We start from the raw sequence: 25,760 nt of genomic DNA, 5'->3' as shown, positions 1-25,760 counted from the left end.
TGCCGGACATCTCCCCCGCAAGGGGGGAGATTGGCAGCGTCGAGTACCGCGCCTCTTTCTTTACCCTTGAAAGTTGGCGAAAGCCCCGGCGACATCCAATCTCCCCCCTTGCGGGGGAGATGGCCGGCAGGCCAGAGGGGGGTGTGAAGGATCGCATCAGGCTGACATATGTCGCCTGCTCCCCCACCCTCACACTCCTCCCCAACCCTGCCTTCGCCCACGCCTCCGACCGCGGCCACGTCCTCCTCCTGCCCACCGGCTACTACATCGCCGGCGGCGCGCTCGCCGTCGCCCTCAGCTTCCTCGTCCTCGCCCTGCTGCCACCCGCAACCCTCGACCGCTTCTGGCGCCGCCGCCTGCCGCTCTTCCCATTCGCCGACACCGCCCGCACAATCATCAGCCTCATCTCCTTTGCCGGCTTCGCAACCCTCGTCGCCGCCGGCCTGTTCGGCAGCCGCGACCCGCTCTCCAATCCGCTGCCCCTGATCATCTGGACGCTGCTCTGGGTCGGCCTTGCCATCGCCCAAGGCCTGTTCGGCGATCTCTGGTCGTGGCTGAATCCATGGTATGGCCCGTGGCGGATCGTAAGCCGCCTGTTCAAGCTTCGTGGCGGTGAGGGACAGAAATCGCGTTTGCCTTCATGGCTCGGCCGCTGGCCGGCCGTTATCCTGTTCTTCGCCTTCGCCTGGTTCGAACTGATCTACCCGGCGCCCGACGACCCGGCGCGGCTTGCCTATGTCGCTGGCCTCTACTGGTTGCTTACCTTCATCGCCATGCTCGCCTTTGGCTACCGCGATTGGAGCCGGCGCGGCGAATTCCTGACGATCTTTTTCGCCATGGTGGCTCGTTTCGCCATCGTCGAGCGCGATGAACACGGTCGCCTCGCTCTCTGCTGGCCGGGCTCAAAACTGCTCGGCGCAGCGCCCCTGCCGGCAAGCGGTATGGCCGTCCTGCTGCTCAGCCTGTCATCGGTGTCCTTCGACGGCCTGTCGAAAACCTTCTTCTGGCTCGGCCTGTTCGGCATCAACCCGCTGGAATATCCCGGCCGCACGGCGCTCATCGGCATAAGCAGCTTTGGCCTCGTGCTGACCTTCGTCCTGCTCGCGGCGGCATTCCTGCTGGCCGTCATACTCGGCCAGCGCCTTGCCGGCAGCCGACATTCCCACGGCGAGGCCGCCGGGCTGCTGATCTGGTCGATCGTACCGATCGCGCTCGCCTATCATGTCGCGCACTATCTGACGGCGCTGCTGGTCGACGGCCAGTATGCGATTGCCGCTTTGTCCGACCCGTTCGCGCTGGGATGGAACCTGTTCGGCGCCGCCGACATGCAGATCGAGGCCGGCATCGTCGCCGGGGCCCACTCCGCCTGGTGGCTGTGGAACCTGCAGGCCGGCATCATCATCGCCGGGCACATGCTGGCGGTGCTCGTTGCCCATGGACTGGCCTGGCGACTGCACCAGGTGCCATCGCGCGCCGCCCTCAGCCAGTTGCCGCTCACCATGCTGATGATTGCCTACACGATCTTCGGCCTGTGGTTGCTTGCCACGCCGACGGCCGGATGAGACAAGCTGATCCACATGCCTTTGCGGAAAGCCCGCTTGCAAGCTCTGTGCTTTGGTGATTTAGTTTGTACACATGCAATTTCTGCCCCTCCTGCAAGGGAGTGGCCTTGCCTCGTTACAGACAGTCAAAACTCAAAAACAGGGGAACTGCCGTGACTGACAAGAATGGGTTTTTCGATCTCTCCAAATCCACCCTTAGCCGCCGCACCGCGCTGAAAGGTCTCGCCGCCGGCGCCGGGCTGACGCTCGCGCCCGGCTTCGTCCGCTACAGCCAGGCGCAGAGTTCGGCGCCAATCAAGATCGGCTTCCAGTCGCACCGCACCGGCATCGGCGCCGCCTATGGCCGCTGGTATGAAAAGACCAGTGCCGCCGCGGTCAAGGCGATCAACGACGCCGGCGGCATCAATGGCCGACCTGTCGAACTGGTGATCGAGGATGACGGCACCGATCCCGGCCGTGGCGCCGAGGTGGTCGGCAAGTTCGCCACCCAGCACAAGACCGACATCGTCTTCGGCACGCTGTTCTCGCATGTGGTGATCGGCTCGGCGCCGGCCGCCGGCGAAAACAAGATCCCGTATTTCGTCGTCAGCGAAGGCCACCACGTCGCTTCGACCAAGCTCAACCGCTACGTCTTCCAGCCTGGCATCACCGATGTGAAGAGCCAGATCCAGTCGATGGCGCCGTGGATCGCGGCCAATGCCGGCAAGAAGGTGACGCAGATCTTCCCGGATTTCGCCTTCGGCTACGACCATCGCGACTACCTGCCGCCGGCGCTGAAGGCGCAAGGCGCCGAGGTCATCGCCCAGATCGCCATCCCGCCGACAGAGTCGTCTTTCACGAAATACTTCCCGCAGATACCCGCCGAGACCGAAGTCATCTACCACGTGATGGTCGGCCCGGCCGTGCTCACCTTCGTCAAGGAACTCGGCGAGTTCTACGGCTCCAACCGGCCGCAGCTGTTCGGCTTCATCGATTCGCTCGAAGCCACCGACATCAACAGCCCCGGCCTCGAATTCCTGGACGGCAGCCATTTCTGGGAAGGCTCGCCGCGCTATGCCCAGGCCAATGACTCGGCCGCGCAGAAAGCCTACCGCGCCGCCGTTGGCATCGACGAAAATGGCGCTGCCGTTGGCGACCCCAAGGACGTCTCCACCGCCGCCCACATGTTCGGCTGCTGGGAGACGCTCTATGTCGTCAAGAAGGCGATGGAAGACGCCGGCTACAAGGGCCCGGAAGACCGCGCCAAGCTGGTCGAGGCGACCGAGGCGCTGACCGAATTCGCCGAAGGGCCGGAGCATCCGCAGGGGCCGAAGACCTTCAACGGCAAGATCCACCAGTGTTTTGGCATCCAGAACATCTCCAAGGTCGAAGGTGGCAAGCTGAATGTCGTCCACAAGACCAAGATCGAGGACGGGCTTTACGAGGCCGAAGGGGATTATACGACGCAGGCGCTGTGAGGCGCCTTACCCTCCCCCTTGTGGGGAGGGTCGGCACGCAAGCTTCGCACTTTTGCGAAGCTTGCGAGACGGGGTGGGGGTCGCGACGGCCCGTGCCCAACCCCCACCCGACCGCTGCGCGGTCACCCTCCCCACAAGGGGAGGGTAAGGGCGCCCTGAATGCATTTCGGACCCCATCTCCTCCTCGCCGCCCTCGAAGGCCTTGTCACCTCCGCCGTGTTGGCGCTGACGGCGCTTGGGCTGTCGCTGGTGTTCGGCGTCATGCGCGTCGTCAACGTCGCCCATGGCGAGTTCTTCATGCTGGGCGCGGTGCTGGCCTGGGCGATCTCGACGGCGATACCCGGCCATCCCACGCTCGGCTTCCTGGCGGCGCTGGTGATTGCGCCGCTGATTGTCGGCGCCATTGCGCTGGTCGCCGAGCGGCTTGTGCTGCGCCGGCTCAATTACAATCCGGAAGCCACCATCGTCGCCACGATCGGCATGCTCTACATCATCCAGCAGCTGGCGTTGAGCTTCTATGGCCCGGAAGCCCGCCCGGTGGAGCCGCCCTTCAGCTACCGCATCCTTTTGCCCTGGTTCGGCTATTCCGGCTACAAGCTGTCGATCATTGCCGCTTCGGCCCTTCTGCTCATCGCCACCTGGCTGGTGCTGACGCGCACCAAGATCGGCCTCATCATGCGCGCCACCCAATATGACAGCGAGACGGCGCAGGCCTTCGGCATTCCGGTCGACCGCGTCTATGCCGGCGTCTTCGGGCTCGGCGCCATGCTGGCGGCCATCGCCGCCGTGCTGATCGTGCCGATCAGTCAGGCGCATTATCTGATGGGACAGGACCCGCTGCTGTTGTCCTTCATCGTCGTCATCATCGGCGGCCTCGGCTCGCTGCGCGGCACCGTCGTCGCCGCCGTGCTGATCGGCCTGTCCGACGGCATCATCTCGGTGTTCTTTTCGCCGACTTTGGCCAAGATCATCGCCACGCTGCTGGTGGCCATGGTGCTGGTATTCCGGCCGCAGGGCCTGTTCGGGCAGGCGTCGCGATGAGCGAAGCTTCGCCGGCAAAAGCCTATGCATTGCATCTCGGCGTCATCGCGCTACTGTTTGCGCTGAGCTTCGTCCTGCCCGACTACCATCATGGCCTGCTGGCCCGAATCATGGTGCTGGCGGTGTTCGCCATGGGCTACAACATGCTGTTCGGCTATGTCGGCCTGCTCAGCCTCGGCCACGCCATGTTCTTCGCCGCCGGGCTCTATGGCGCTGGTCTCGCGGTCATCCATCTCGGCTGGAGCGTGCCTTTGGCTTTCCTCGCCGGCATCGCCTGCGGCGCGCTGCTGGCACTGGTGATCGGCCTGCTGGCGCTGCGCACCACCGGCGTCGCCTTCATGATCGTCACCATGATGTTCGCGCAGGTGTTTTACCTCGTCATCCTCTATTTCGCCGCCTGGACCGGCGGCGACCAGGGTCTGGTCGTGCCGCAGCCGGCGCGGGTTCTGGCCTTCGGCGCGACATCGCTCGACCTAACCAACCCGACCGTGCGCTACATGAGCGCGCTGGCGCTGTTCTCGGTCGTGCTGCTGATCACCCTCGCCATCGTCCGCTCCCGCTATGGCCGCGTGCTGGTCGCGGTGCGCGAGAACGAGGAGCGCACGAAAATGCTGGGCTACGACACCTTCTCCAACAAGCTGATCGCCGTCGTCGTCTCCGGCACCATCTGCGCCGCCTCGGGTGCGGCCTATGCGCTGCTGTTCGGCTATGTCGGCTCGAGCTTTGCCTCGGTGCAGTATTCCATCCTGCCGCTGCTCTGGGTGCTGCTCGGCGGCGCCGCCACGACGCTGGGCGCGCTGCTCGGCACGGTGTTCATGTACTATGTCATCGACACCGCCAGCGGCTACACCTCCGCCTATCTCCTGATCGTCGGTATTGCGCTCATCCTGCTGGTGCTGTTTTTCCCCAAAGGCATTCTGGGCACCATCCGCCAGCGCTGGCTCGGGTGGCTCCCATGATGCCGTTGCTGACCACCAAAGGCCTGGCGCGCAGTTTCGGCGGCCTGCGCGCCGTCGATGGTGTCGATTTTCAGCTGATGCCGGGCGAGATCCGCGCCGTCATCGGCCCCAATGGCGCCGGCAAAACCACCTTCGTCAGCCTGGTCAGCGGCCGCATTCAGCCATCGTCCGGCATGATCGTCTTCGACGGCGCCGACATCACCAGCCAGCCGGCCTATCTCAGGGTGCGCCGGGGCATCGCCTACACCTTCCAGATCACCAGCGTCTTCGCCAACCTCTCTGCCTACGATAATGTCGCGTTGCCGGTGCAGCGCACGCTGACCGATGGCCGCTCGAAAGGTGCGGTGCGCACCGGCGTCATGGCCGCGCTGGAACGCACCGGACTTGCCGGCCGCGCCCATATGCCGGCCGGCCAGCTTTCCTACGGCCACCAGCGCCTGCTGGAAGTCGCGATGGGCCTGGCGCTTAAGCCGCGGCTTTTGATCCTCGACGAGCCGACGCAGGGGCTGGCCGACAGCGAGATCGACAATTTCATCGGACTGGTGCGCGAGATTGCCAAGAGCGCCACCGTGCTCCTGATCGAGCACAACATGCCGGTCGTCATGCAGCTGGCCGACCGCATCACCGTCTTCAACGCCGGCAGGATCCTGGCCGAAGGCACGCCCGAACAGGTTCGCGCCAACACACAGGTGCAGGAAGCCTATCTGGGGACGGCGCCATGAGCGAAGCCCCCAAGACTGAGGCCCACGAGACTGAAGCGTTGACCATCTCCAGGCTCGATTGCTTCTATGGCGAGGTCCAGGTGCTCTACGAGCTTGATCTCGTGCTCAACAAGGGCGAGGTGCTGTGCCTGTTCGGTCGCAACGGCGCCGGCAAGACGACGGCGCTGAAAGCGATCATGGGGCTGGTTCCGTCGAGCGCCGGCTCGATCCGGCTCGCCGGCAAGGAGTTGACCGGCCTGCCGGCGCATGAGGTGCCCAAGGCCGGCGTCGCCTATGTACCGCAAGGCAGGCGGCTGTTCGCCGAGATGACGGTGGCGGAAAACATCGAGATCGGTCTGATGGCGCGCGGCAAGGGCAGAGCGACGCGCGAAAGCGTGCTCGATCTCTTCCCGCTGCTGCGCCAGCGGCTGCGCCAGCGCTCCGGCACTTTGTCCGGCGGCGAGCAGCAGATGCTGGCCATGGCCCGTGCGCTTTGCCTTGAGCCGCAGGTGCTGTTGCTAGACGAGCCGACGGAGGGGCTGATGCCGTCGATGATCGCCAAGATCCGCGAGACGGTGGTGAAGCTGCGTGAGCTAGGTGTCTCCACCATTCTGGTCGAACAGCGCGTCGACGCCGTGCTGTCCGTCGCCGACCGCGTCTGCTTCATCGAAAACGGCCGTAACCGCGAGACGGTGGATGTCGAACAGCTTCGCGCCGATCCGTCGGCGGTGCGCCGATATGTGGGCGTCGGCTAAGATTACCCTCCCCCTTGTGGGGGTCCGAAGGACGGGCGAGACCCGTGGCTCGCCCCGACAAGTGGCTGCGAAGCAGCCGGGTGGGGGCGGCACCGACCCCCACCCGGACCTTCGGTCCGACCTCCCCACACGGGGTAGGTAAGGGCCCAGCGCCCTTCGCATCACGCAAAGAAGACAAAACCTGTAATCAGAAATATCGGGATCAGCACCACGCCCGACCACGCCATGTAGCCGAAGAAGCCCGGCATTTTCACGCCGCGATGCCGGGCGATGGCGTAGACCATGAAGTTGGGGGCATTGCCGATATAGGTGTTGGCGCCCATGAACACCGCGCCGGCCGAAATGGCAGCCAGCGTCGAGGCCGCCTCCGTCATCAGGTGCCGCGCGTCGCCGCCTGCGAGTTCGAAGAACACCAGATAGGTCGGCGCATTGTCGAGGAAGGACGACAGCCCGCCGGTCAGCCAGAAATAGGCGAGATCATTGGGCTGGCCGGTGGGTGACGTCACCAGCGCGACCAGCGGCGCCAGCGCCCCGTCATGGCCGGCGCGAAGGATGGCGATGACCGGCACGATGCAGACGAAGATGCCGGCAAACAGTTTTGCCACCTCCGCGATCGGGCCCCAGGTGAAGCCGTTCGCCTCGCGATGGCTCTTGAGGGAAACGACAAGCGACAGTCCGGCGAGCCCCAGGATGATGGCGTCGCGCGCCAGGTTCTGCAATTCGAGGCTGACGCCCAGCACTGAAAAGCTCACGCCCGGCTTCCACGCTGCCGACAGCAGGATGGCGGCGATGACGCCAGCCAGCAGCGGCAGATTGGCCAGGCCGCGCAGACGCACCTTCGTATCCGGCGTCGGATCCTTGATCTTCGGCGCGCCGCCTTCACGGCGATGCAGCATGATGTCGATGGCCAGGAAGACAAGCAGCACCAGGCCGCCGGTAAACAGCGTCTCGCGCCAGAGGTTCGCCGTCGTCCAGAAGAAGTCGACGCCGCGCAGGAAGCCGACGAACAATGGCGGGTCGCCCAAGGGCGTCAGCGAGCCGCCGATGTTGGACACCAGGAAGATGAAGAAGATGACGACATGGGCGTTGAACTGCCGGTTGTCGTTGGCGCGCAGCATCGGCCGGATCAGGATCATCGAGGCGCCGGTGGTGCCGATCACCGAGGCCAGCATTGCCCCGACGAGCAGCAGCCCGGCATTGACCAGCGGCGTGCCATGGATGTTGCCGGCCACAAGGATGCCGCCCGAAATGGTGTAGAGCGCGAACAGCAGGATAATGAACGACATGTATTCGGTGAGCAGCGTGTGCAGCACGGCTTCGCCGGCTACCGGAACGCCGAATGCAACCATCAGGGGGATGATCGCCAGCGCTGCCCAGCCGGCGGCGATCTTGCCGTAATGATGCTCCCAGACATGGTGGAACAGCAGCGGTCCGGTGGCGATCGAGAGCAGCAGGCCGGCGAAAGGCAGCGCCCACCACAGCGACATGGCAGCATCGGGCAGGCCGCGGGCCTCGGCCGCGAAGGCCATTTGCGGAGACGCAGCGGAAGCGAGTACACCTGCCGCGAAAGCCTTCCCCAACTGTGTGCAGCCCCCTCGATGCGTCACGATCCAGTCACTCCGAGATCGGGTCTTCGAGCTTCACCCCGGCATCGCGCATCCTCTTCAGCATCGCCTCGACCGAACCGTTTAGATCGATGCCGCGGCACGCGTCGAGCCGCACCGTCGTCTTGAAGCCTTGCTTGACCGCGTCGAGGGCCGAAAAGGCAACGCAGAAGTCGGTCGCCAGGCCAACCAGGGTCACACTGTCGATGCTGCGCTCCTTGAGGTAGCCGGCGAGCCCCGTCGGCGTCTTGTGGTCGTTCTCGAAGAAGGCGGAGTAGCTGTCGATATCAGGGCGAAATCCCTTGCGGATCACCAGCTCGGCCTTGGTCCAGGCGAGCCCCGAGTGAAAATCCGAGCCGAGGCTGCCCTGGATGCAATGGTCCGGCCACAGCGTCTGCGGCCCATAGGGCATCTCGATTGCGCTGAAGGGCTGCGCCCCCGGATGGCTGGAGGCAAAGCTCGAATGTCCGGCCGGGTGCCAGTCCTGCGTCAGCACGACATGCTCGGCATGCCGGATCAGATCGTTGACCAGCGGCACGATTTCGTCGCCGCCGGCAACCGCCAGCGCGCCGCCGGGGCAGAAGTCGTTTTGCAGGTCAATGACAACAAGCGCTTCGTCGGCCATGGCGCCTCTCCTCTTCTACGTCTCGAACGGGGGATCGAGTGAAATACGCCGCTGACGCGACCGGATGCAGAAACTTGACCGGATGGCCGCCTGCGTCAACCTCCTACAGCGCCGCGCGTCCCCTTCGGACGCGCAAAGGACGCTGTAGCACTTTACCTTGCGCAGGATCCTTTCCGAAAATCGATTCCGATTTTTGGGGATCGTGCGCGGACGTAACAAATGCATGGCGGCCGGGTTCCCTTAAACTCCGGCTTTGACAATTTCCGCCAGCTTGATATCATTTGCATACGAATGAATTTGGCCTGATCAGACACTGGCGGGGTTCGGGAAGTCCCCACCTTTGAAGGCCCCAATGGGAAGGCCTATTTTTTTGGAAGGCAAAGGGTGATCCGTTACGCGAAACCCGCCACGCTCGACGAGGCGCTCGCTCTGCTGGGCGAGGGCGCCTGGCGCGTGCTTGCCGGCGGCACCGATTTCTATCCGGCGCAGGGCGCCAAACCGTTCCGCGACAATGTTCTCGATATTAACGGCCTGGTCTCGCTGCGCGGCATTGCCGAGACCGAAACCCATTGGGTTTTGGGCGCCCGCACCACCTGGACCGACCTTGTCCGCCATCCATTGCCGGCGGCTTTCGATGCGCTGAAGCACGCCGCGCGCGAAGTGGGCTCCCTGCAGATCCAGAATGTCGCCTCGATCGCCGGCAATCTCTGCAATGCTTCGCCTGCCGCCGATGGCGTTCCGGGACTGCTGGTGCTGGACGCCGAGGTCGAGCTGCGCTCTGCAGCCGCGACGCGTCATCTGCCGCTGCAGGAGTTCATTCTCGGCAACCGCCGCACCGCTTTGCTGCCGGGCGAACTGGTCACCGGCATCCGCATCACGAAGCGGGCCTCTGCCGGCACGTCGGCCTTCGTCAAGCTCGGTGCGCGGCGCTACCTCGTCATCTCCATCGCCATGGTGGCGGCGCGCCTCGTTGCCGAGAGTGGCATAGTCATGGAAGCCGCTGTCGCGGTCGGGTCCTGCTCGGCCGTCGCCAGGCGGCTCGCCGCTGTCGAAGCCGTGCTGGTGGGCAAGCCTGTCGGCCCGGCACTCGCCGATGCGCTCCTGTCCGCGCCGATGGCCGAGCTCTCGCCGATTGCCGACGTGCGCGGCAGCGCCGAATACCGGCTCGACGCAGCGCGCGAGCTTGTCGCCCGCGCCGTGCTGGGGGCTTGCGGGCTGACGAACGACAACAGCATGGTGGCGGCATGAGCCACTCCGAGATGATTGAAGCCCTGCCTGATCTCGTGCCGGGTTTCGGCCCCGAGCGCGTAGACATCGTCTTCGCGGTCAATGGCGGCGCCGTCTCGGTCAATGTGCCGCCGTTGCGCCGGCTGTCGCAGGTGTTGCGCGATGAATTGCAGCTGACCGGCACCAAGGTCGGCTGCGATGCCGGCGATTGCGGCGCCTGCACGGTGCTGGTCGACGGCGACGCCGTCTGCGCCTGCCTGATGCCGGCGGCCTCCGCAGCCGGGACGTCCGTAACGACCGTCGAAGGCCTCGCCGATGGCCTTCTCTCGGCGCTGCAGGCGTCTTTCCTGGCGCATGGCGCCGCGCAATGCGGCATCTGCACGCCGGCGCTGCTGGTCGCGGCAACGGCGCTGCTGGATGGCACGCCGAATCCGACCGAGACCGAGGTGCAGGATGCGCTGGGCGGCATCCTCTGCCGTTGCACCGGCTACAGAAAGATCATCGCGGCAGTGATGGATGCGGGACGGTTCGAGACGTCGACCGACGGCGCTGCCCCTCATCCGCCTGCCGGCACCTTCACCCCGTATAGTGACGGGGAGAAGGGAAGTGCTCCAGCGCCGACGCTCCCCGCTCCCCGTTCTTCACGGGGAGAGGGTAAGGGTGAGGGGCAGCGCCAACGTCATTCGTTGGAATTCAACTTTGAACGTAGAATGCCAACCACAGGGAATGCTGTAGGCGCCTCCCCGGTCCGGCTCGACGGCGTGCCAAAAGTCACCGGCGCTGAAAAATTCGGCGCCGATGCCTTTCCCGCCGATGCGCTGGCCGTGCTGGTGGTCCGCTCGCCGCATTATCATGCCGGCTTCGCCTTCGGCGACCTGGAGGGCTGGGTGAAGTCGCATCCCGGCATCGTCGGCGTCTTCACCGCCGCCGACATTCCGGGAAAAAACTGTTTCGGCGTCATCGGTCCGTTTGCCGACCAGCCGGCGCTGGCCGAAGGCTTTGCGCGGCTGCGCGGCGAGGCAGTGGCGCTGGTCGCCGGCGAGCGCGAGGCCATGCTCGATCTCGACCTCCAGGATTTCCCGGTCCGCTGGACCGAGCTGCCGCATTTTCTGCAGCCCGGCGACGCGGAGGCAGAAGGGGCGGCGCTCATCCACGCGAACCGCCCGGCCAATTTGTTGACCAAGGGCTTTGTCGAGCGCGGCGACCCCGAGGCGGCGCTTGGCGAGGCTGCCTTCACAGTGTCCGGTGCCATCGACACCTCCTATGTCGAGCACGCCTACATCGAGCCGGAAGCCGGCCATGCCTACATGGACGACGACACGCTGGTCGTCGTCGCCTGCACCCAGGCCCCCTATATGGACCGCGACGAAACGGCGAAGGTGCTCGGTCTTGCCGTCGACAAGGTGCGCATCGTGCCGGCCGCGACCGGCGGCGGCTTCGGCTCGAAACTGGACGTTTCACTGCAGCCGCTCATCGGCCTTGTGGCGCTGAAGACCGGCCGGCCGGCGGCGCTTGCCTACACCCGCACCGAATCGATGATGTCGACCACCAAGCGACATCCCGCCGAGATGAAGGCGACCATCGGCGTAGATGCCGAGGGCCATGTCACCGGCATGGTCTTCACAGGCGATTTCAACACCGGCGCCTATGCCAGCTGGGGCCCGACCGTCGCCAACCGCGTGCCGGTGCATGCCTCCGGTCCCTATGCGACGCCGAACTACCGCGCCGAAGGCCGCGCCATCCACACCCACGGGCCGATTTCCGGCGCCTTCCGTGGCTTCGGCGTGCCGCAGGCGACGATCATGCAGGAGACGCTCTATGATGAGCTCGCCGGCAAGCTTGGCATGGACCGGCTCGATTTTCGGCTGAAGAACTGCCTTCGGAACGGATCCGAAACGGTTACCGGACAGCGACTGGAGTCGGGCGTCGGCATATTCGAGTGCCTCGACTCCTTGCGGCCGCATTGGGCTCGCGCGACGGCCGACGCAGATACATTCAACAATGCCAATACGAGCAAAAAGCGCGGCGTCGGCATCGCGTCCTGCTGGTATGGCTGCGGCAACACCTCGCTGCCCAATCCGTCGACCATAAGGGTCGGTATCTCGCCAGAGGGGGAGGTCATCCTGCATCAGGGCGCCGTCGATATCGGCCAGGGCTCCAACACCGTCATTGCCCAGATCTGCGCCGACGCACTTGGCCTGCCGCTGGAAAAATTCAAGCTGAGAAGCGCCGACACCGCGATCAGCCCGGACGCCGGCAAAACATCGGCCTCGCGCCAGACTTTTGTCACCGGCAAGGCGGCCGAAAAAGCCGGCCGCGCCTTGCGCGAAAAGATCCTGCGCTTTGCCAATGTCTCGGAGAACGCGGCCCTGCAATTGGACGGCCCGGCGATCGTCATTCGTGAGGGCGAAGCCACTCGGCGCATCGATCTCCCCGCCCTGGATGTCGATGCGGACGGCTACGTCTTCCGCGCCGAGGAGACCTACGATCCGCCGACGCTGCCGCTCGATGCCAAGGGCCAGGGCAAGCCTTACGCCGTCTACGGCTATGGCGCGCAGATCGCCGAACTCGAGGTCGACCTCAAGCTCGGCACGGTGAAGCTCTTGAAAATCACCGCCGCGCACGATGTCGGCAAGGCTATCAACCCGCTGCTGGTCGAAGGCCAGATCGAAGGCGGCATCGCGCAAGGCATCGGCATGGCGCTGATGGAGGAATACATCCCCGGTCGCACCGAGAATTTGCACGACTATCTCATCCCGACCATCGGCGATGTGCCTGAGATCGAGCACATATTGATCGAGGTTCCCGATCCGGAGGGACCGTTCGGCGCCAAGGGCCTGGGCGAGCATGTGCTGATCCCGACCGCACCCGCCATCCTCAACGCCATACGCCACGCCACCGGCGTTCTCATCACCAAGGTTCCGGCGACGCCGACGCGCATCCGCGCCGCCATCCGCGAACAAGATGGCATCCGCGACAAGGAGGCACGCCGATGAGCGAGCTTGCCGAACGCTTCGAAACCCACGATCCGGGCGAAAAGCTGGTGGCGGAAAAGATCCGCTGCGATGCCTGTCCGGTGATGTGCTACATCGCCGATGGCCGCACCGGCGCCTGCGACCGCTACGGCAATGTCGGTGGCCGCATCGTGCGTATGGACCCGCTGACCATCCTCGACCATGCGGCAGAGAGTGGCGCCGCGGTCGTGCCCTTCACCGCCGAGGGCGAGCAATGGGACGGCGAACTGGTCAACACCGGCCGCCGCTTCGTCACTGCGATCGGCGCCGGCACCACCTATCCCGACTACAAGCCGGCCCCCTTCATCGTCAGCCAGGAGGTCGAGGGCGTCGATCTGGTGACCGTGGTCACCGAAGGCATTTTTTCGTACTGCGGCGTCAAGGTGAAGATCGACACCGACCGCCATCTCGGTCCCGAAACGGCAATCGTGCGCGCGCAAGGCGAGCCGATCGGCCACGTCACGACAGGCGAGTATGGCTCGCAGATGCTGTCGCTGGGCGGCGTGCATCATCTGACCGGCGGCTCCAAGGCCGAAGGCCGGGCAACCTGTGACGCGATGCTCAGTCTGTGCAATCGCAAGCCGGTCGAACTGACCATCGATGGCGGCGCCACCATCATCGTCGAAGCCGGCAAACCACCTGTCATCGACGGCAAGCAGGAACACCGTATGCGGGTCGGCTGCGGCTCGGCCACGATCGGCATGTTCGCCACGCAATGGCGCGGCCTAGTCGACGAGGTGGTGGTGGTCGACGACCATATCACCGGCGTTGTCTCCGAGCATCAGGCCGGCAAGGTGCTGGGCTGGCAGGACACCGGCATCAAGATCATCGGCCGCCGCTCGACGCCGGGCCGCTATTTCAAGGTCTCCGAGCCCGGCCTTGGCTGGGGCGGCACCTCGATTTCCGACCCGCTGTCGATCCTCGGCGGATGGAACGCCAAGAAGGGCGCCCGCCCCGGCCTGTCGCTGCTGATGGTGTCGACCACCGGCGAGCAGTTCGCCTATTACGAACTCGACGACGAGTTGAAGCCGGTTGAAAAACCGTTCCCCGAGCGGCTGCAGAAATCGGTCGGCCTGATCGAGGACAATTGCGAGCCGGCGCTCTGCACCGTGCTGTTCATCGGCGGCGCCGGCGGTTCGCTGCGCGCCGGCGTCACCGAAAACCCGGTCAATCTCACCCGCTCGGTGCAGGGCTTGAAGACCTATGTTACCGTTGGCGGCGCGCCGGTCTATGTCTGGCCGGGCGGCGGCATCACGCTGATGGTCGACGTCATGCGCGTGCCGGAAGGCGCGTTCGGTTATGTCCCGACCCCGGCACTGGTGGCGCCGATCGAATTCACGCTGCGTCGCGACGACTATGTCCGGCTGGGCGGCTACGAGGCCGAGATACGAAGCGTCGAGGATATCGTTGCCAAAGGCGGCGAGTATCTCAACCCGCGTCGCGGCTCAGCCGCCGAGGCTCAAAACCCATGGCCGCCGCTCGCGCAATTGCGCCGCGTCGGCTCGAACGGGGCCTCTTGATGCAAGGCCCGCAAGTCCACTGGCTGCAGGACGGTAAGCGGCTGCACCTCAACCACGGGCCGATCGACCTGATCGTCGAAGCCTTTGGTGAGGCGGCTGAGTGTCGTGCCGCCTACGATCAGGCGATCGAGCGCTTCCAGACGATCCTGATCGAGTTGGTCGAGGAGCTTCCCGAATTGCGGCTGCCGGCATTTTTCCTGGCGCCGCGCACCTTCGCCGGCCCGACGGCGCGGCGCATGGAAGCAGCCGTCATGCCCTTGGCGGAATGCTTCATCACGCCGATGGCCGCCGTCGCCGGATCGGTAGCCGACGAAATGCTCTCGGCATTGCTTGCCGGTCGCAAGCTCGACCGGGCCTATGTCAACAATGGCGGCGACAGCGCCCTCCATATCGGCAAGGGCCAGTCGATGAACCTGGCGATCGCCGGCACCGGCAACGGCATGGCCGACCGCCTCACCATTCGCTCGGCGGACGGCGTGCGCGGCGTCGCCACCAGCGGCTGGCGCGGCCGTTCGTTCTCGCTTGGCATTGCCGACGCCGTCACCGTGCTGGCGCACACCGGCGCCGAGGCCGATGCGGCCGCGACACTCATTGCCAACGCCGTCGACCTGCCCGGCAATCCCGCCATCAAGCGCATTCCCGCGCAGGACTTGGCGCCCGACAGCGATCTCGGCGCGCGGCTGGTGACACAAGCCGTCGGCATGCTCGCGCGTGGCGATGTGGAGCGGGCGCTGGACAATGGCCTTGCCGTCGCCGAAGATTTTCGCCGGCGCGGCCTGATTGCCGCATCGGCGCTGTTTCTAGGTGGGGAAGCCCGCATCAGTGGTTCCATGGCGCTTGCCGCGCCCAACAAAAATCCAGGGAAGGAAGTTGCCCATGCCTGAGTTTCCGATCCGCAAGATCGCGGTTCTGACCGAAGAGATTTTTCACGATGGCGGCCCGGTCGCAGCTGCGCCGCGCCGCCGCGCGGCGGCCGTGGCGCTGGTGAAGAACCCGTTCGCCGGCCGCTACGTCGAAGAACTGCAGAGCGCCATGGACGATCTGAAGCCGCTTGGCCTGCTGCTCACCGACAAGCTCATTGCCGCATTGGGCGGCGACATCAAGCAGATCGACGCCTACGGCAAGGGCACCATTGTCGGCTCGTCGGGGGAGCTGGAGCACGGCGCGCTGTGGCACGTTCCTGGCGGCTACGCCATGCGCGAGCGGCTGGGCGACGCCAAGGCGATCGTGCCGTCGGCAACCAAGGTCGGCGCCTTCGGCTCGCGGCTTGACGTGCCGCTCGGCCACACCAACGCCGCCTATGTCCGCAGCCATTTCGACGCCATGGAGGTCGGCCTCAGCGACGGGCCGCGTGCCAACGAAATCCTGTTTTGCCTCGCCATGAGCTGCGGCCCGCGCGTGCATGACCGCATGGGCGGCCTGGCTGCAGGCGACATCAAGGTCTGGGATGGCTTGCGATGAGCGGCGGGGACAATCTGCTGAAACTGGTCGAGGCCGAAGAGCCCGACGAACATGACTACCGCCTGCAGGAGCAGGTCGGCTTCATCCTGCGCAAGGCGCATCAGCGCCATGTCTCGATCTTTGCCGCCCAGATCAGCGACCTGACGCCGCCGCAATTCGCTGCACTTGCCAAGCTGCACGATGTCGGCGAGACCTCGCAGAACCAGTTGGGCACGCTGATCGCCATGGATGCGGCGACGGTCAAGGGCGTCATCGACCGGCTGAAGGCGCGAGGCCTAGTAGACCTGACCAAGCACGAGGTCGACAAGAGGCGGCTGCTGGTCAACCTCACGCCAGAGGGACGCGAGGCGATCGAACGGCTGATCCCGTTGGCCCGCGCCATCACCCAGGAAACGCTGGCGCCGCTGACCGCCAAGGAAGCGGCCACCTTTATGCGGCTGCTGGCAAAGTTGGCCTGAGCAATCAGGCGCGCAGCCTCGCGCCTTCGGGATCGAAGAACGGCATCGGCGCCACCACCGCCCGTGTCGGCTTGCCGTCGATGTCGATGCTGAGCTCGGTTCCGATGGCGGTGAACGGCAGCCGCAAATGCGCCGTCGCCAGAACTTTGCCTAAGGAATAGCCGTGATCGCTGTAGGTGACGACGCCGGCATCCTCGCCGTCGGCGAAAACCCTGGCATCCGTCGCGGCCGGCTTGTCACCGTCGAGAATCAGCCCGGTCCAGCGTTCGTCGAGCCCCTTGCCGCGAATTGTGAGCAATGCCTCGCGGCCGATGAACTCGCCCTTGTCGAACTTGATCCAGCGATCGAGCCCGACATGGAAGGGCGTACGGCTCTCGTCCATGTCGATGCCATGCGCCGGATAGGCCTTTTCCAGCCCGAGCGTGAACATGGCCAGCGCGCCGTATGGCTTCAGGCCGAAATCGCTACCGGTCCGCATCAGCGCGTCCCAGACGGAAGTGGCCTCGTCCGCCGGCACGAACAGTTCGAAGCCGAGCTCGCCGGTCACCCCGGTGCGTGAGATCAGGACTTTGGTCTCGCCGACGCGCCCTGAAGTGAACGCCCAGCGTTTCAACTCATCGAGATCGGCATCCGAAACCAGTGCTTTCAGCAGCTCGCGTGAACGCGGCCCCTGTATCGTCGGAAAGGCGACGGCCGCCGTAATGTCGGTGACATAGGCCTTTCGCGCTTCAGCATGATGCTGCAGCCAGGGCAGCATCTTCAGTCGGTTGACCGAGCCGGTCACCAGCATGAAATGCTCTGATGCCAGCCGAAACACGGTGAGGTCGTCCATGATGCCGCCATCGTCGCGGCAGACGGTGGAATAGCGCACCTGGCCGGGCTTCATCGCGGCGGCATCGTTGACGATGACGTGGTTGACCAGCGCCTCGGCTTCCGGCCCCTTGATGTCCATCTTGCCCATGGTGCTGAGATCCTGCACGCCGACATTTTTGCGCGTGTTCAGGTGCTCGTCGGCGATGCCGGAATAAGTTTTGGCCGAGACGAACTCGCCGCCGACCCGGCCCATCGTCGCGCCCAGGCCGACGATGCTGTTGTAGAAAGGGGAGCGCCGCTCAACCACGAAACTTCTCCGTCCTGCATGAAAACGGCAGCGCCGGGTGGCGCTGCCGAGGTCGGGTTGGCTGAGGGATTAACCCCCGTAGACGTCGAAGGCGAAGTACTTGTCGTTGATTTCCTTGTACTTGCCGTTGGCGCGCAGCGCCTCGATTGCGGCATTGAACTTGTCGGCAAGTTCCTTGTTGCCCTTTTGCAGGGCGATGCCGACGCCGGGGCCGTGAATGGCCGGATCGGCGGTCAGCGTGCCGAGCAATTTGCAGCAGGCGCCATCGGGCTTCTTCAGCCATTCGGTCAGGATGATCGAGCCGTCCATCATCGCGTCGAGCCGGCCATTGGCCATGTCGGTGCGGGCGTCGTCGCCCGTCGGATAGGCTTTCACGGTCGAGCCGGAGTATTTCTGCTCGGCGAAATTCTGGTGGATGGTTGCGCTCTGCACGCCCAGCACCTTGCCCTTCAGATCGTCCGGCGATGTGCCGGCGATGGTCGAATCCTTCGGCACGGCGATGGCCGGCGGCGTCTGGTAATATTTGTGGGTGAACTCGACCTTCTCGGCCCGTTCCGGCGTGATGGTGATGTTGATGATGGCGTCGAACTTGCCGGCCTGCAGCGCCGGAATGGAACCATCGAAATCCTGTACGGAGAATTCGCACTCGGCCTTCATCTCGGCACACAGCGCCTTGCCGAGGTCGATGTCGAAGCCGCCCAGCGTGCCGTCCGAATTGGCATAGTTGAAAGGCGGATAGGCGCCCTCGGTCCCGATCCTGAGTTTCTCGGCGGAGGCAGCACCGGTCCCAAGCAGCAGGGCGGCGGAAGCGGCAAGCACGAAACGACCGAAAAGACGCATGTTCCTGATCTCCGTTGACTAAGCAATTCCAGGGAAGGTGTTGGCGGTTTCCCGTCCGGAATTGCGCGAAAACAAGGATAGAAGTCTATGGTCTTTTGCAGGCCCCACGGAGACGGAAACGACATGCTCTGCGGCGATCACGGCGCGGCAAGCCGTCCTTCCCCAGGAATCTTACTGTGATCTAAATTACAGACCGATCATGGACATGGGCGCATGTTCAGCTCGAAGTAGACGGTCGTGGGAGGGACCTGGGGATGGACCAGCAGGAATTCGTGCAGGAAGCCGCGCAGCGGCGCATAGACGACGACATCGCCAAGCGCATCAAGGTTCACCAGGCCAACATCGAGCGGCTCGAAACCGCAAGGGAAAGCGCCGGCAATCTCGAGGCGGCCGTCGCCAACCGGCCGCTGGTGATGCTGGCGCAGGGCGATTCCTGGTTCGACTATCCGCTCACCGGCAACGGCTTTCCGTTCGTCGACACCGACGTGATCGCGCAGCTGCGCCGCATCGGCTCGATGCCGCCGACCATCCTCAACCTTGCCCATCATGGCGATGCGGCGACCGACGAGATGTCGCTGCCCAAGCAGCAGCGCATGATCGCCGCCCTGCGCAACAAGGCCAACTGGCTGGACGGCAAGCCCGATGCCATCCTGTTCTCTGCCGGTGGCAACGACATTGCCGGCGACCAGTTCTGCATCTTCCTCGACTTCAATGACGGCCACGCCCCCGGGCTGAACAAGAACCGCTTCACCAAGGCGCTCGGCATGGTCGAGGCCTGCTATCTCGATTTGTTCGCGCTGCGCGACCGCGTCGCGCCAGGCGTGCCGATCTTTGGCCATTGCTATGATTTTCCGATCCCGAACGGAGCGCATCCGTCCTGTGTCGGCCCGTGGCTGAAACCGTCGCTCGATTTCTGCAACTGGACGGTCGCCAAGGGCACGGTCATCGTTCACGACGCGCTGGCGGCGTTCCGCGATGTGGTGAAGCGCCTGGCCGACGATCCCAACAACAATTTCCATCTGGTCGACACGCAGGGAACGTTGAAGGTGGCCGACTGGGCCAACGAACTGCATCCCGATCCCGCCGGCTTCAAGAAGATCGCGCAAAAATTCGCCGATGCGCTGAAGGCCAAGCTGCAAACCTGACGCGGCTCGGGCCTGTCGGCTGTCAGGTTCCGAACAGCTCTTTGGCTTGTTCAACGGTGTAGTAACCAAGCCTGATGTCTTCGGCGACCAGTTTCGGGTCGCGCTCACGCGGATCACCATAGCCGCCGCCCCCGGGCGTGCCGACCCTCACGCGGTCGCCGGCCTTGAGCGCGATGTCCTGTTCCTTGGACAGATGCGGCGGCACATGTGCCTCGCCGTCGCGGAACACGGTCACCGTGTTCACCGCGCCGTCCTTGCCGCCGAGCGCGCCCTGCGGGCCGAAACGGCCATGGTCCATGACGAAGGACGCGCGCGCTTCGCCTCGCAAGATCTCGACCTCATAGGCGAGGCCGAAGCCGCCGCGCTGCTTGCCGGCGCCGCCCGAGCCTTCGCGCAAGGCATAGTGGCGGTAGAGCACAGGAAACGCCTGCTCCATGATCTCGACCGGCGGCGATTTGGAAATGCCGATGGTCGAGCAGCCATTGGTCAGGCCGTCATGGCCTGAATTGCCGCCATAGCCGCCGCCGGAGATCTGATACATCACATAGTCGCGGCCGCGCGCCGGATCGTTGCCGCCCAGCGCGAAATTGCCGCTGGAGCCGGCGGGCGCGGCCGTCACCTTTTCCGGCAGCGCCTGCACCATCGCCGCGAACACCGCCTCGGCGATGCGCTGCGAGACTTCAGCCGCACAGCCGGAGACGGGACGCGGGTATTTGGCGTCGAGGAACGTGCCTTCCGGCCGCTTGACGATCAGGGGCTCGAAAGCGCCGGCGCTGATCGGCACATCAGGGAAAATATGGCGCATGGCGAGATAGACCGACGACAATGTCGTCGCCAGCACGCTGTTCATCGGCCCCGCGCATGGTTTTGACGAGCCGGTAAAATCGAAGGTCAGCGTGTCGCCCTGCTTCTCGACGGCGAGCGCGATGGTCAGCGGTTCGTTGACCACGCCGTCCGAGTCGACAAAGGCCTTCGAACTGTATGTGCCGTCGGGAATGGCGGAGATGTTGGCGCGCATCTGCTCGGCGGCGCGGCGACGCAGTTCGGCGATCGCCCCGACGACAGTTTCGTCGCCGTAACGATCGAGGATTCCATTGAGCCGGTCCTGACCGATCAGCAGTGCTGCGGCCTGCGCTCTTATATCGCCGATGCGCTGGTCGGCGACGCGGATGTTGGAGCAGATGATGGCGTAGATTTCGGTGTCGAGCACGCCCTTCTTGAACAGCTTGACCGGCGGCAGCCGCAGGCCTTCCTGCTCGACGGCTGTGGCGGAGGCGGAGAAGCCGCCCGGCACCGAGCCACCGATATCGGGCCAGTGGCCGGTATTCGATAGCCAGCAAAATATCTTGCCGTCGCGGTAGGCCGGCATGGCGAAGCGCACGTCCATGAGATGTGTGCCGCCGAGATAAGGATCGTTGACGATATAGATGTCGCCCGGCTCAGGCGGCAGGCAGCGGCCGTTGGCGATCATCTCGATCACAGTCCTGGTCGAATACTGCATGACGCCGACGAACACCGGCAGGCCCTGGCTGCCTTGTGCGATCAACGAGCCGTCGACGGCGGAGTAGATGCCGTCGGAGCGGTCATTTGCTTCGGCGATGACAGGCGAGAAGGCAGCGCGGGAGAAAGTAAGATCCATCTCGTCGCAGACCTGCTGCAAGGCTGCCTGCAGGACCGAAAGCGTGATGGCGTCGAGCTTTTGCATCTCAGGCCTCGCCGATATCGATGATGATGTTGCCGTCGGCGTCCGATCTTGCGCGGTCGCCGGGTTCGAGCACGGTGGTGGCGTCCATCTGTTCGAGGATCGCCGGCCCTTCGATGACGGCATCGGGCGGCAACTTTTCGCGTGCGTATATCGGCGTATCGTGCCAGCGCCCTGCGTACCAGACAGGCCTTGTTTCGCGCAGCGCCTCGTCTAGCGTCTTTGTACGTCCGGCCGGGTCGATCAGCCGTGACAGGTCGATCGCCGGCCGCACGCCCGTCACCGACGTGTTGAGGTTGACCAGATTGGCGCGGATCTCCGGCAACTCGACCTTGAAGCGGGCGAAATAGGCTTTTTCGAACAGCGCCTGCAACTCTTGCCTTGTCACCGATGAAGACGGCAGCGCCACGTTGATGATGTGGGTTTGGCCGACGAACTGCATGTCGGCAGAGTGCGTGACGCGGATCGTTTCCGGCTTCACCGCTTCCTTGCCGATCAGTTCCTCGCCTTCCCCGCGGTGACGTTCCAGCACCTCGCGAAGCCTGGCTTCATCGAGCACGGCGACCGGCTGGTTGATGGTGTTGACGAAGTCATGGCGCAGATCGGCCACGACGCAGCCGAGCGCATTGGTGATGCCCGGACGCGCCGGCACCAGCACACGGGGCAGGCCGAGTTCGCGCGCCAGGGCGGAGGCATGCAGCGGCCCGGCGCCACCGAAGGCGAACAGCGCGAAATCGCGCGGATCATGGCCGCGCGACACCGAGACCATGCGGATGGCGCCGGCCATTTTCATGTTGCCGAGCCGCAGGATTGCACCCGCCGCCTCGACGCCGGAGAGGCCGGTGGCCTTGCCTATTCTGTTCTCGAAAATGCCGGTGACGCGCTCGACGGTGACCGGATTTTCGACCGCCAGCAGTTTTTTCGGCGCCAGCCGTCCCAGCACCAGATTGGCATCGGTGATGGTCGGCTCCAAGCCGCCGCGGCCGTAGCAGATCGGACCGGGATTGGCGCCGGCACTTTCCGGGCCGATCTGGATCAGGCCGGCCGCATCAACGCGCGCGATCGAGCCGCCGCCGGCGCCGACCGTATGCACCGCCACCATCGGCACATGGATCGGCATCGCATATTCGATCTCGATCTCGTTGGAGACCGCCGGCTCGGCGTTGCGGATCAGCGCCACATCGGTCGAGGTGCCGCCCATGTCGTAGGTGACGAGGTTTTCAAAGCCGGCGCGCTTGCCCGTATAGGCGGCGGCGATGACGCCGGAGGCCGGGCCGGACATCACGGTCTTGGCCGACTCGCGCGTGACGAAACGGGCCGAGATCATGCCGCCATTGCCGTTCATGATCAGGAAGTCGCGGGCATAGCCCTTGGCGGCCAATTCCTTGCGCAGCCGCTCGACATAACGCTCGAGGATCGGCTGCACCGAGGCGTTGACCGCGGCGGTAACGCCGCGCTCGAATTCGCGGGCTTCCGACAGCAGCGCATGGCCAGTCGTGATGTAGCCGTTCGGCCAAAGCTCGGCGGCGATTTCGGCCGCGCGCCGCTCATGTCCAGGATTGGCGTAGGAATGCAGGAAATGGATGACGAGGGACTCGCAGCCGGCCGCGATCAGCGTCTTCACGGCGTCGCGCATCTCGGCCTCGTCGAGCGCCGTGCGCACCGCGCCCGACGCCTCGACGCGCTCCGAAACTTCCAGCCTGAGATCACGCGGGATGATCGGAACGAAGCTTCCGGTCATGCCATAGGGCTGCGGCCGTGTGCGGCGGCCAAGCTCGATCACGTCGCGAAAACCGCGTGTGGTGATCATGCCGGTTTTCGCCAGCCGGCGTTCCAGCACCGCATTGGTGGTGGTGGTCGTGCCATGCACGATGAGGTCGATGCCGTCTATGGCAAAGCCGGTGGCGCCCAGCGCTGAAACCACGCCGAACGCCTGGTTGTCGACGGTGGTCGGCGTCTTGGCGATATGCACCTTTCCGCCATCTTTGCCGTCGATCAAAATGAGGTCGGTGAAGGTTCCGCCAACATCGATGCCGGCAACGACGTGACCCAGGGAATCCGGTTGTTGCACCGAAAAATTCTCTTTCATTGTCGAAATCCGAAATGGCGGAACTACGAATATGCCGCAGTTTGGAAAGCTGTTTTAGCGTGGTATCTTGACACAAATATCGTTTGTATACTAATAAATTTGGGACACAAGAGCTCACTGCTTTGGAGTGTGTGAACGGCTCGCCGGGACCTGAATGGTCTGGGCGCGCAGGAAACGGTTTGGCGCCCGCACAGGCGTGGGCAAGACAGAGTTGGATTGATGAACACCACATCCGCACTCAACACAGCCGGCGCCCGTCCGCTGCAGTTTCCGATTCCGGCCAATGTCTATGCCGAAACCGTCGTCTCGGTGAAGCATTACACCGACCGCCTGTTCTCGTTCCGCATCACCCGCCCGCAGTCGTTGCGCTTCCGCTCCGGCGAGTTCGTAATGATCGGTCTGCCCAATGCCGAAAAGCCGGTGTACCGCGCCTATTCGGTCGCCAGCCCGGCCTGGGACGAGGAGCTGGAATTCTTCTCGATCAAGGTGCCGGATGGTCCGCTGACCTCCGAACTGCAGAAGATCCAGGTCGGCGACACCGTCATCATGCGCCAGAAGTCGACCGGCACGCTGGTTGTCGACGCGCTGACCCCGGCAAAGCGCCTGTTCATGATCTCGACCGGCACCGGCATTGCGCCCTTCGCCAGCCTTCTGCGCGACCCCGATACCTACGAAAAATTCGATCAGGTCATCCTGACCCACACCTGCCGCGACAATGCCGAACTGACCTATGGCCAGGAACTGGTGGCCGCGCTCGAGAACGATCCCCTGATCGGCGAACTGACCGGCGGCCGCGTCACCCTCTACAATTCGACGACCCGCGAAGAATCGGCGTGCATGGGCCGCATCACGGCGCTGATCGGCTCGGGCAAGTTCTACGCCGACCTCGGCATCGAGAAGCTCAATCCGGAGACGGACCGCATCATGATCTGCGGCTCGATGCATATGCTGAAGGACGTCAAGGAAATGGCCGAAAGCCTCGGCTTCCATGAGGGCTCGCTCAGCCATCCCTCGACCTTCGTCGTCGAGCGCGCTTTCGTCGGCTGACATCAGCAGGCGCCTCGGCGCCTGCTTCTCGATTGGAATTTTGACCATGCGGTCAAAATTCAGCTGCTTTCGCCGCCTTTTTCCGCTATGACCGCTTGAAGGACTCGTGAAGCGATGCTTCACGGGCTATCTTCGGTGTGCGTCGCCTAAAGCCGCCATGCGGTCCGGGAGCAACGACACGCACCACGACGTAAAATCGTCGAGCGAAAGGGCAGGAGATGAGCAGCACAATCCGCGAAGCCGATCTCGGCGGGTCCAAGGTCACGCCGCTGCCGGCGCGTGCCGCAGCCAACACGCCCGTTCCGCAATCGCATGGCATCGCCCGCAACACCGGCATGCGGCTCGATCTCGGCTTCATGGAATCGGTGCGCTCGGTCAATCGCTCGGCGCTGGAGCGCCGCGTCGCCAGCCTGACCAAGCGTCGTTCGATCAAGGCCGACAACCAGGCGGCATGGCTGCTGCGCGCCGTCTCCTGCATGGATTTGACGACGCTGAATTCCAACGACACCGAAGAGCGCGTCCGCCGCCTGTGCGCCAAGGCGATCAACCCGTTCCGCCGCGACATCGTCGAGGGGCTTGGCATCGAGGGCGAAAAAATCCGCCCGGCGGCGGTCTGCGTCTATTATCCATTCGTCGCGACGGCTGTTGATGCCGTGCGCGGCACCGGCATCCATGTCGCCGCCGTTTCCACCGCTTTCCCGCACGGCCTTGCGCCGCTGTCGACCCGCCTGCAGGAGATCGAGGCTTCGGTGCGCGACGGCGCCGACGAGATCGACGTCGTCATCCCGCGCGGCCTCGTCTTCGGCGCCAAATGGCAGGAGCTCTACAACGAGATCGTCTCGATGCGCGAAGCCTGCGGTGATGCGCATCTCAAGGTTATCCTCGGCACCGGCGACCTCGCCACGCTGCGAAATGTCATGCTGGCCTCGATGGTGGCGATGATGGCGGGCGCCGATTTCATCAAGACCTCGACCGGCAAGGAAAGCGTCAACGCCACGCTGCCCGTCGGCCTCGCCATGGTGCGCGCCATCCGAGCCTATTTCGAGGAGACCGGCTTTCTCATCGGCTTCAAGCCGGCCGGCGGCATCTCTACAGCCAAGGCTTCGCTCGACTGGCTGGTGCTGATGAAGGAGGAGCTCGGCCGGCCATGGCTGGAGCCAGACCTGTTCCGCTTCGGCGCCTCGAGCCTGCTCACCGACATCGAGCGCCAGCTCGAGCACCATCTGACCGGGCATTATTCGGCCAATCACCGCCACGCGATGGCGTGAGGCGGAGAAGGCCTTGAACGTCGAGTTCCTTCGCGCCTCCCTCTGTCCTGCCGGACATCTCCCCCGATTGGGGAGAGATTGGCTAACGTCGGCGATTTCGCCAATTGTCGACGTTTCAGAGCCGACAGGCGCGAAGGCTAATCTCCCTCCTTGTGGGGGAGATGT

At 64.5% G+C, this 25,760-nt stretch carries 21 protein-coding genes; 15 read left to right on the top strand and 6 right to left on the bottom strand.

What is annotated here, in order from left to right:
- The first annotated feature begins 119 nt into the window (after positions 1-119).
- From ACYG9R_RS09400 to ACYG9R_RS09375, 6 genes are all read left to right on the top strand, one after another.
- On the top strand, positions 120-1,562 hold the full coding sequence (locus ACYG9R_RS09400) for a hypothetical protein (RefSeq protein WP_023823944.1): 1,443 nt from the start codon (positions 120-122) through the stop codon (positions 1,560-1,562).
- 152 nt (positions 1,563-1,714) lie between these two features.
- Entirely contained in the window at positions 1,715-3,019 is a 1,305-nt protein-coding gene (locus ACYG9R_RS09395) for an ABC transporter substrate-binding protein (RefSeq protein WP_023689191.1), read from the top strand.
- 159 nt (positions 3,020-3,178) lie between these two features.
- The gene (locus ACYG9R_RS09390) at positions 3,179-4,060 is read left to right on the top strand and encodes a branched-chain amino acid ABC transporter permease (protein WP_023671284.1); all 882 of its coding nucleotides are present in this window, start codon (positions 3,179-3,181) and stop codon (positions 4,058-4,060) included.
- Positions 4,057-5,019, top strand: a complete 963-nt coding sequence (locus ACYG9R_RS09385; protein WP_023689192.1) for a branched-chain amino acid ABC transporter permease — start codon at positions 4,057-4,059, stop codon at positions 5,017-5,019. Before ACYG9R_RS09390 ends, ACYG9R_RS09385 begins: the two co-directional genes overlap by 4 nt.
- A complete protein-coding gene (locus ACYG9R_RS09380) occupies positions 5,016-5,741 on the top strand; it encodes an ABC transporter ATP-binding protein (RefSeq protein ID WP_023693111.1) in 726 nt (241 codons plus the stop codon). The genes ACYG9R_RS09385 and ACYG9R_RS09380 overlap by 4 nt, the downstream gene beginning before the upstream one ends.
- Positions 5,738-6,475: an ABC transporter ATP-binding protein gene (locus ACYG9R_RS09375; protein ID WP_023707773.1), complete on the top strand. Its 738-nt coding sequence runs from the start codon at positions 5,738-5,740 to the stop codon at positions 6,473-6,475. The genes ACYG9R_RS09380 and ACYG9R_RS09375 overlap by 4 nt, the downstream gene beginning before the upstream one ends.
- A 161-nt stretch (positions 6,476-6,636) precedes the next feature.
- Here ACYG9R_RS09375 and ACYG9R_RS09370 read toward each other — a convergent pair whose 3' ends face one another.
- Together ACYG9R_RS09370 and pncA are read right to left on the bottom strand one after the other, a co-directional pair.
- A complete protein-coding gene (locus ACYG9R_RS09370; protein WP_023823943.1) occupies positions 6,637-8,004 on the bottom strand; it encodes a sodium:proton antiporter in 1,368 nt (455 codons plus the stop codon).
- An 85-nt stretch (positions 8,005-8,089) separates the two neighbouring features.
- Positions 8,090-8,704, bottom strand: a complete 615-nt coding sequence (gene pncA, locus ACYG9R_RS09365; protein ID WP_023683560.1) for a bifunctional nicotinamidase/pyrazinamidase — start codon at positions 8,702-8,704, stop codon at positions 8,090-8,092.
- A 384-nt stretch (positions 8,705-9,088) separates the two neighbouring features.
- Between pncA and ACYG9R_RS09360 the strand changes: the two genes are divergently transcribed.
- Genes ACYG9R_RS09360 through ACYG9R_RS09335 form a run of 6 tightly spaced genes read left to right on the top strand, consistent with a single transcriptional unit; the run spans position 9,089 to position 16,384 of the window.
- Positions 9,089-9,952, top strand: coding sequence for an FAD binding domain-containing protein (locus ACYG9R_RS09360; RefSeq protein WP_023823942.1), 864 nt, complete (start codon positions 9,089-9,091; stop codon positions 9,950-9,952).
- An 11-nt stretch (positions 9,953-9,963) separates the two neighbouring features.
- Positions 9,964-12,927, top strand: coding sequence for a molybdopterin-dependent oxidoreductase (locus tag ACYG9R_RS09355; protein ID WP_031199355.1), 2,964 nt, complete (start codon positions 9,964-9,966; stop codon positions 12,925-12,927).
- On the top strand, positions 12,924-14,465 hold the full coding sequence (locus tag ACYG9R_RS09350; protein ID WP_023823940.1) for a hypothetical protein: 1,542 nt from the start codon (positions 12,924-12,926) through the stop codon (positions 14,463-14,465). Before ACYG9R_RS09355 ends, ACYG9R_RS09350 begins: the two co-directional genes overlap by 4 nt.
- Positions 14,465-15,349 (top strand): UPF0280 family protein, encoded by an 885-nt coding sequence (locus ACYG9R_RS09345; RefSeq protein ID WP_023729752.1) that lies wholly within the window; start codon positions 14,465-14,467, stop codon positions 15,347-15,349. The genes ACYG9R_RS09350 and ACYG9R_RS09345 overlap by 1 nt, the downstream gene beginning before the upstream one ends.
- On the top strand, positions 15,342-15,926 hold the full coding sequence (locus tag ACYG9R_RS09340; RefSeq protein WP_023823939.1) for an amino acid synthesis family protein: 585 nt from the start codon (positions 15,342-15,344) through the stop codon (positions 15,924-15,926). The genes ACYG9R_RS09345 and ACYG9R_RS09340 overlap by 8 nt, the downstream gene beginning before the upstream one ends.
- A complete protein-coding gene (locus ACYG9R_RS09335; protein ID WP_023671294.1) occupies positions 15,923-16,384 on the top strand; it encodes a MarR family winged helix-turn-helix transcriptional regulator in 462 nt (153 codons plus the stop codon). The genes ACYG9R_RS09340 and ACYG9R_RS09335 overlap by 4 nt, the downstream gene beginning before the upstream one ends.
- 4 nt (positions 16,385-16,388) lie before the next feature.
- Here ACYG9R_RS09335 and ACYG9R_RS09330 read toward each other — a convergent pair whose 3' ends face one another.
- Together ACYG9R_RS09330 and ACYG9R_RS09325 are read right to left on the bottom strand one after the other, a co-directional pair.
- Complete coding sequence (locus ACYG9R_RS09330; protein WP_023823938.1) at positions 16,389-17,504, bottom strand: aminomethyltransferase family protein; 1,116 nt, start codon at positions 17,502-17,504, stop codon at positions 16,389-16,391.
- Positions 17,505-17,573: 69 nt separating this feature from the next.
- Positions 17,574-18,344 (bottom strand): ABC transporter substrate-binding protein, encoded by a 771-nt coding sequence (locus ACYG9R_RS09325; protein WP_023671296.1) that lies wholly within the window; start codon positions 18,342-18,344, stop codon positions 17,574-17,576.
- A gap of 254 nt (positions 18,345-18,598) precedes the next feature.
- Here ACYG9R_RS09325 and ACYG9R_RS09320 point away from each other — a divergent pair, with 254 nt between their 5' ends.
- Positions 18,599-19,489, top strand: coding sequence for an SGNH/GDSL hydrolase family protein (locus tag ACYG9R_RS09320; RefSeq protein ID WP_023671297.1), 891 nt, complete (start codon positions 18,599-18,601; stop codon positions 19,487-19,489).
- A gap of 22 nt (positions 19,490-19,511) precedes the next feature.
- Here the strand turns inward: ACYG9R_RS09320 and ACYG9R_RS09315 are convergent, their stop codons facing one another.
- Together ACYG9R_RS09315 and ACYG9R_RS09310 are read right to left on the bottom strand one after the other, a co-directional pair.
- Positions 19,512-21,194, bottom strand: coding sequence for a hydantoinase B/oxoprolinase family protein (locus ACYG9R_RS09315; protein WP_023823937.1), 1,683 nt, complete (start codon positions 21,192-21,194; stop codon positions 19,512-19,514).
- Between the two features lies 1 nt (position 21,195).
- On the bottom strand, positions 21,196-23,280 hold the full coding sequence (locus tag ACYG9R_RS09310) for a hydantoinase/oxoprolinase family protein (RefSeq protein ID WP_460221819.1): 2,085 nt from the start codon (positions 23,278-23,280) through the stop codon (positions 21,196-21,198).
- Between the two features lie 219 nt (positions 23,281-23,499).
- On the opposite strand from ACYG9R_RS09310, the gene ACYG9R_RS09305 reads away from it, so the two are divergent.
- Positions 23,500-24,327: a ferredoxin--NADP reductase gene (locus ACYG9R_RS09305; protein WP_023823935.1), complete on the top strand. Its 828-nt coding sequence runs from the start codon at positions 23,500-23,502 to the stop codon at positions 24,325-24,327.
- 218 nt (positions 24,328-24,545) lie between these two features.
- Positions 24,546-25,595 carry a deoxyribose-phosphate aldolase gene (gene deoC, locus ACYG9R_RS09300; protein WP_023823934.1) on the top strand — a complete coding sequence of 350 codons (1,050 nt, stop codon included), beginning with the start codon at positions 24,546-24,548 and terminating at the stop codon, positions 25,593-25,595.
- The last annotated feature ends 165 nt before the right edge of the window (positions 25,596-25,760 follow it).

This window comes from Mesorhizobium sp. RSR565B (genome assembly GCF_054719465.1).
Note: the sequence above shows the minus strand (reverse complement) of the source record. Positions and strands in the feature narration are given on the sequence as shown.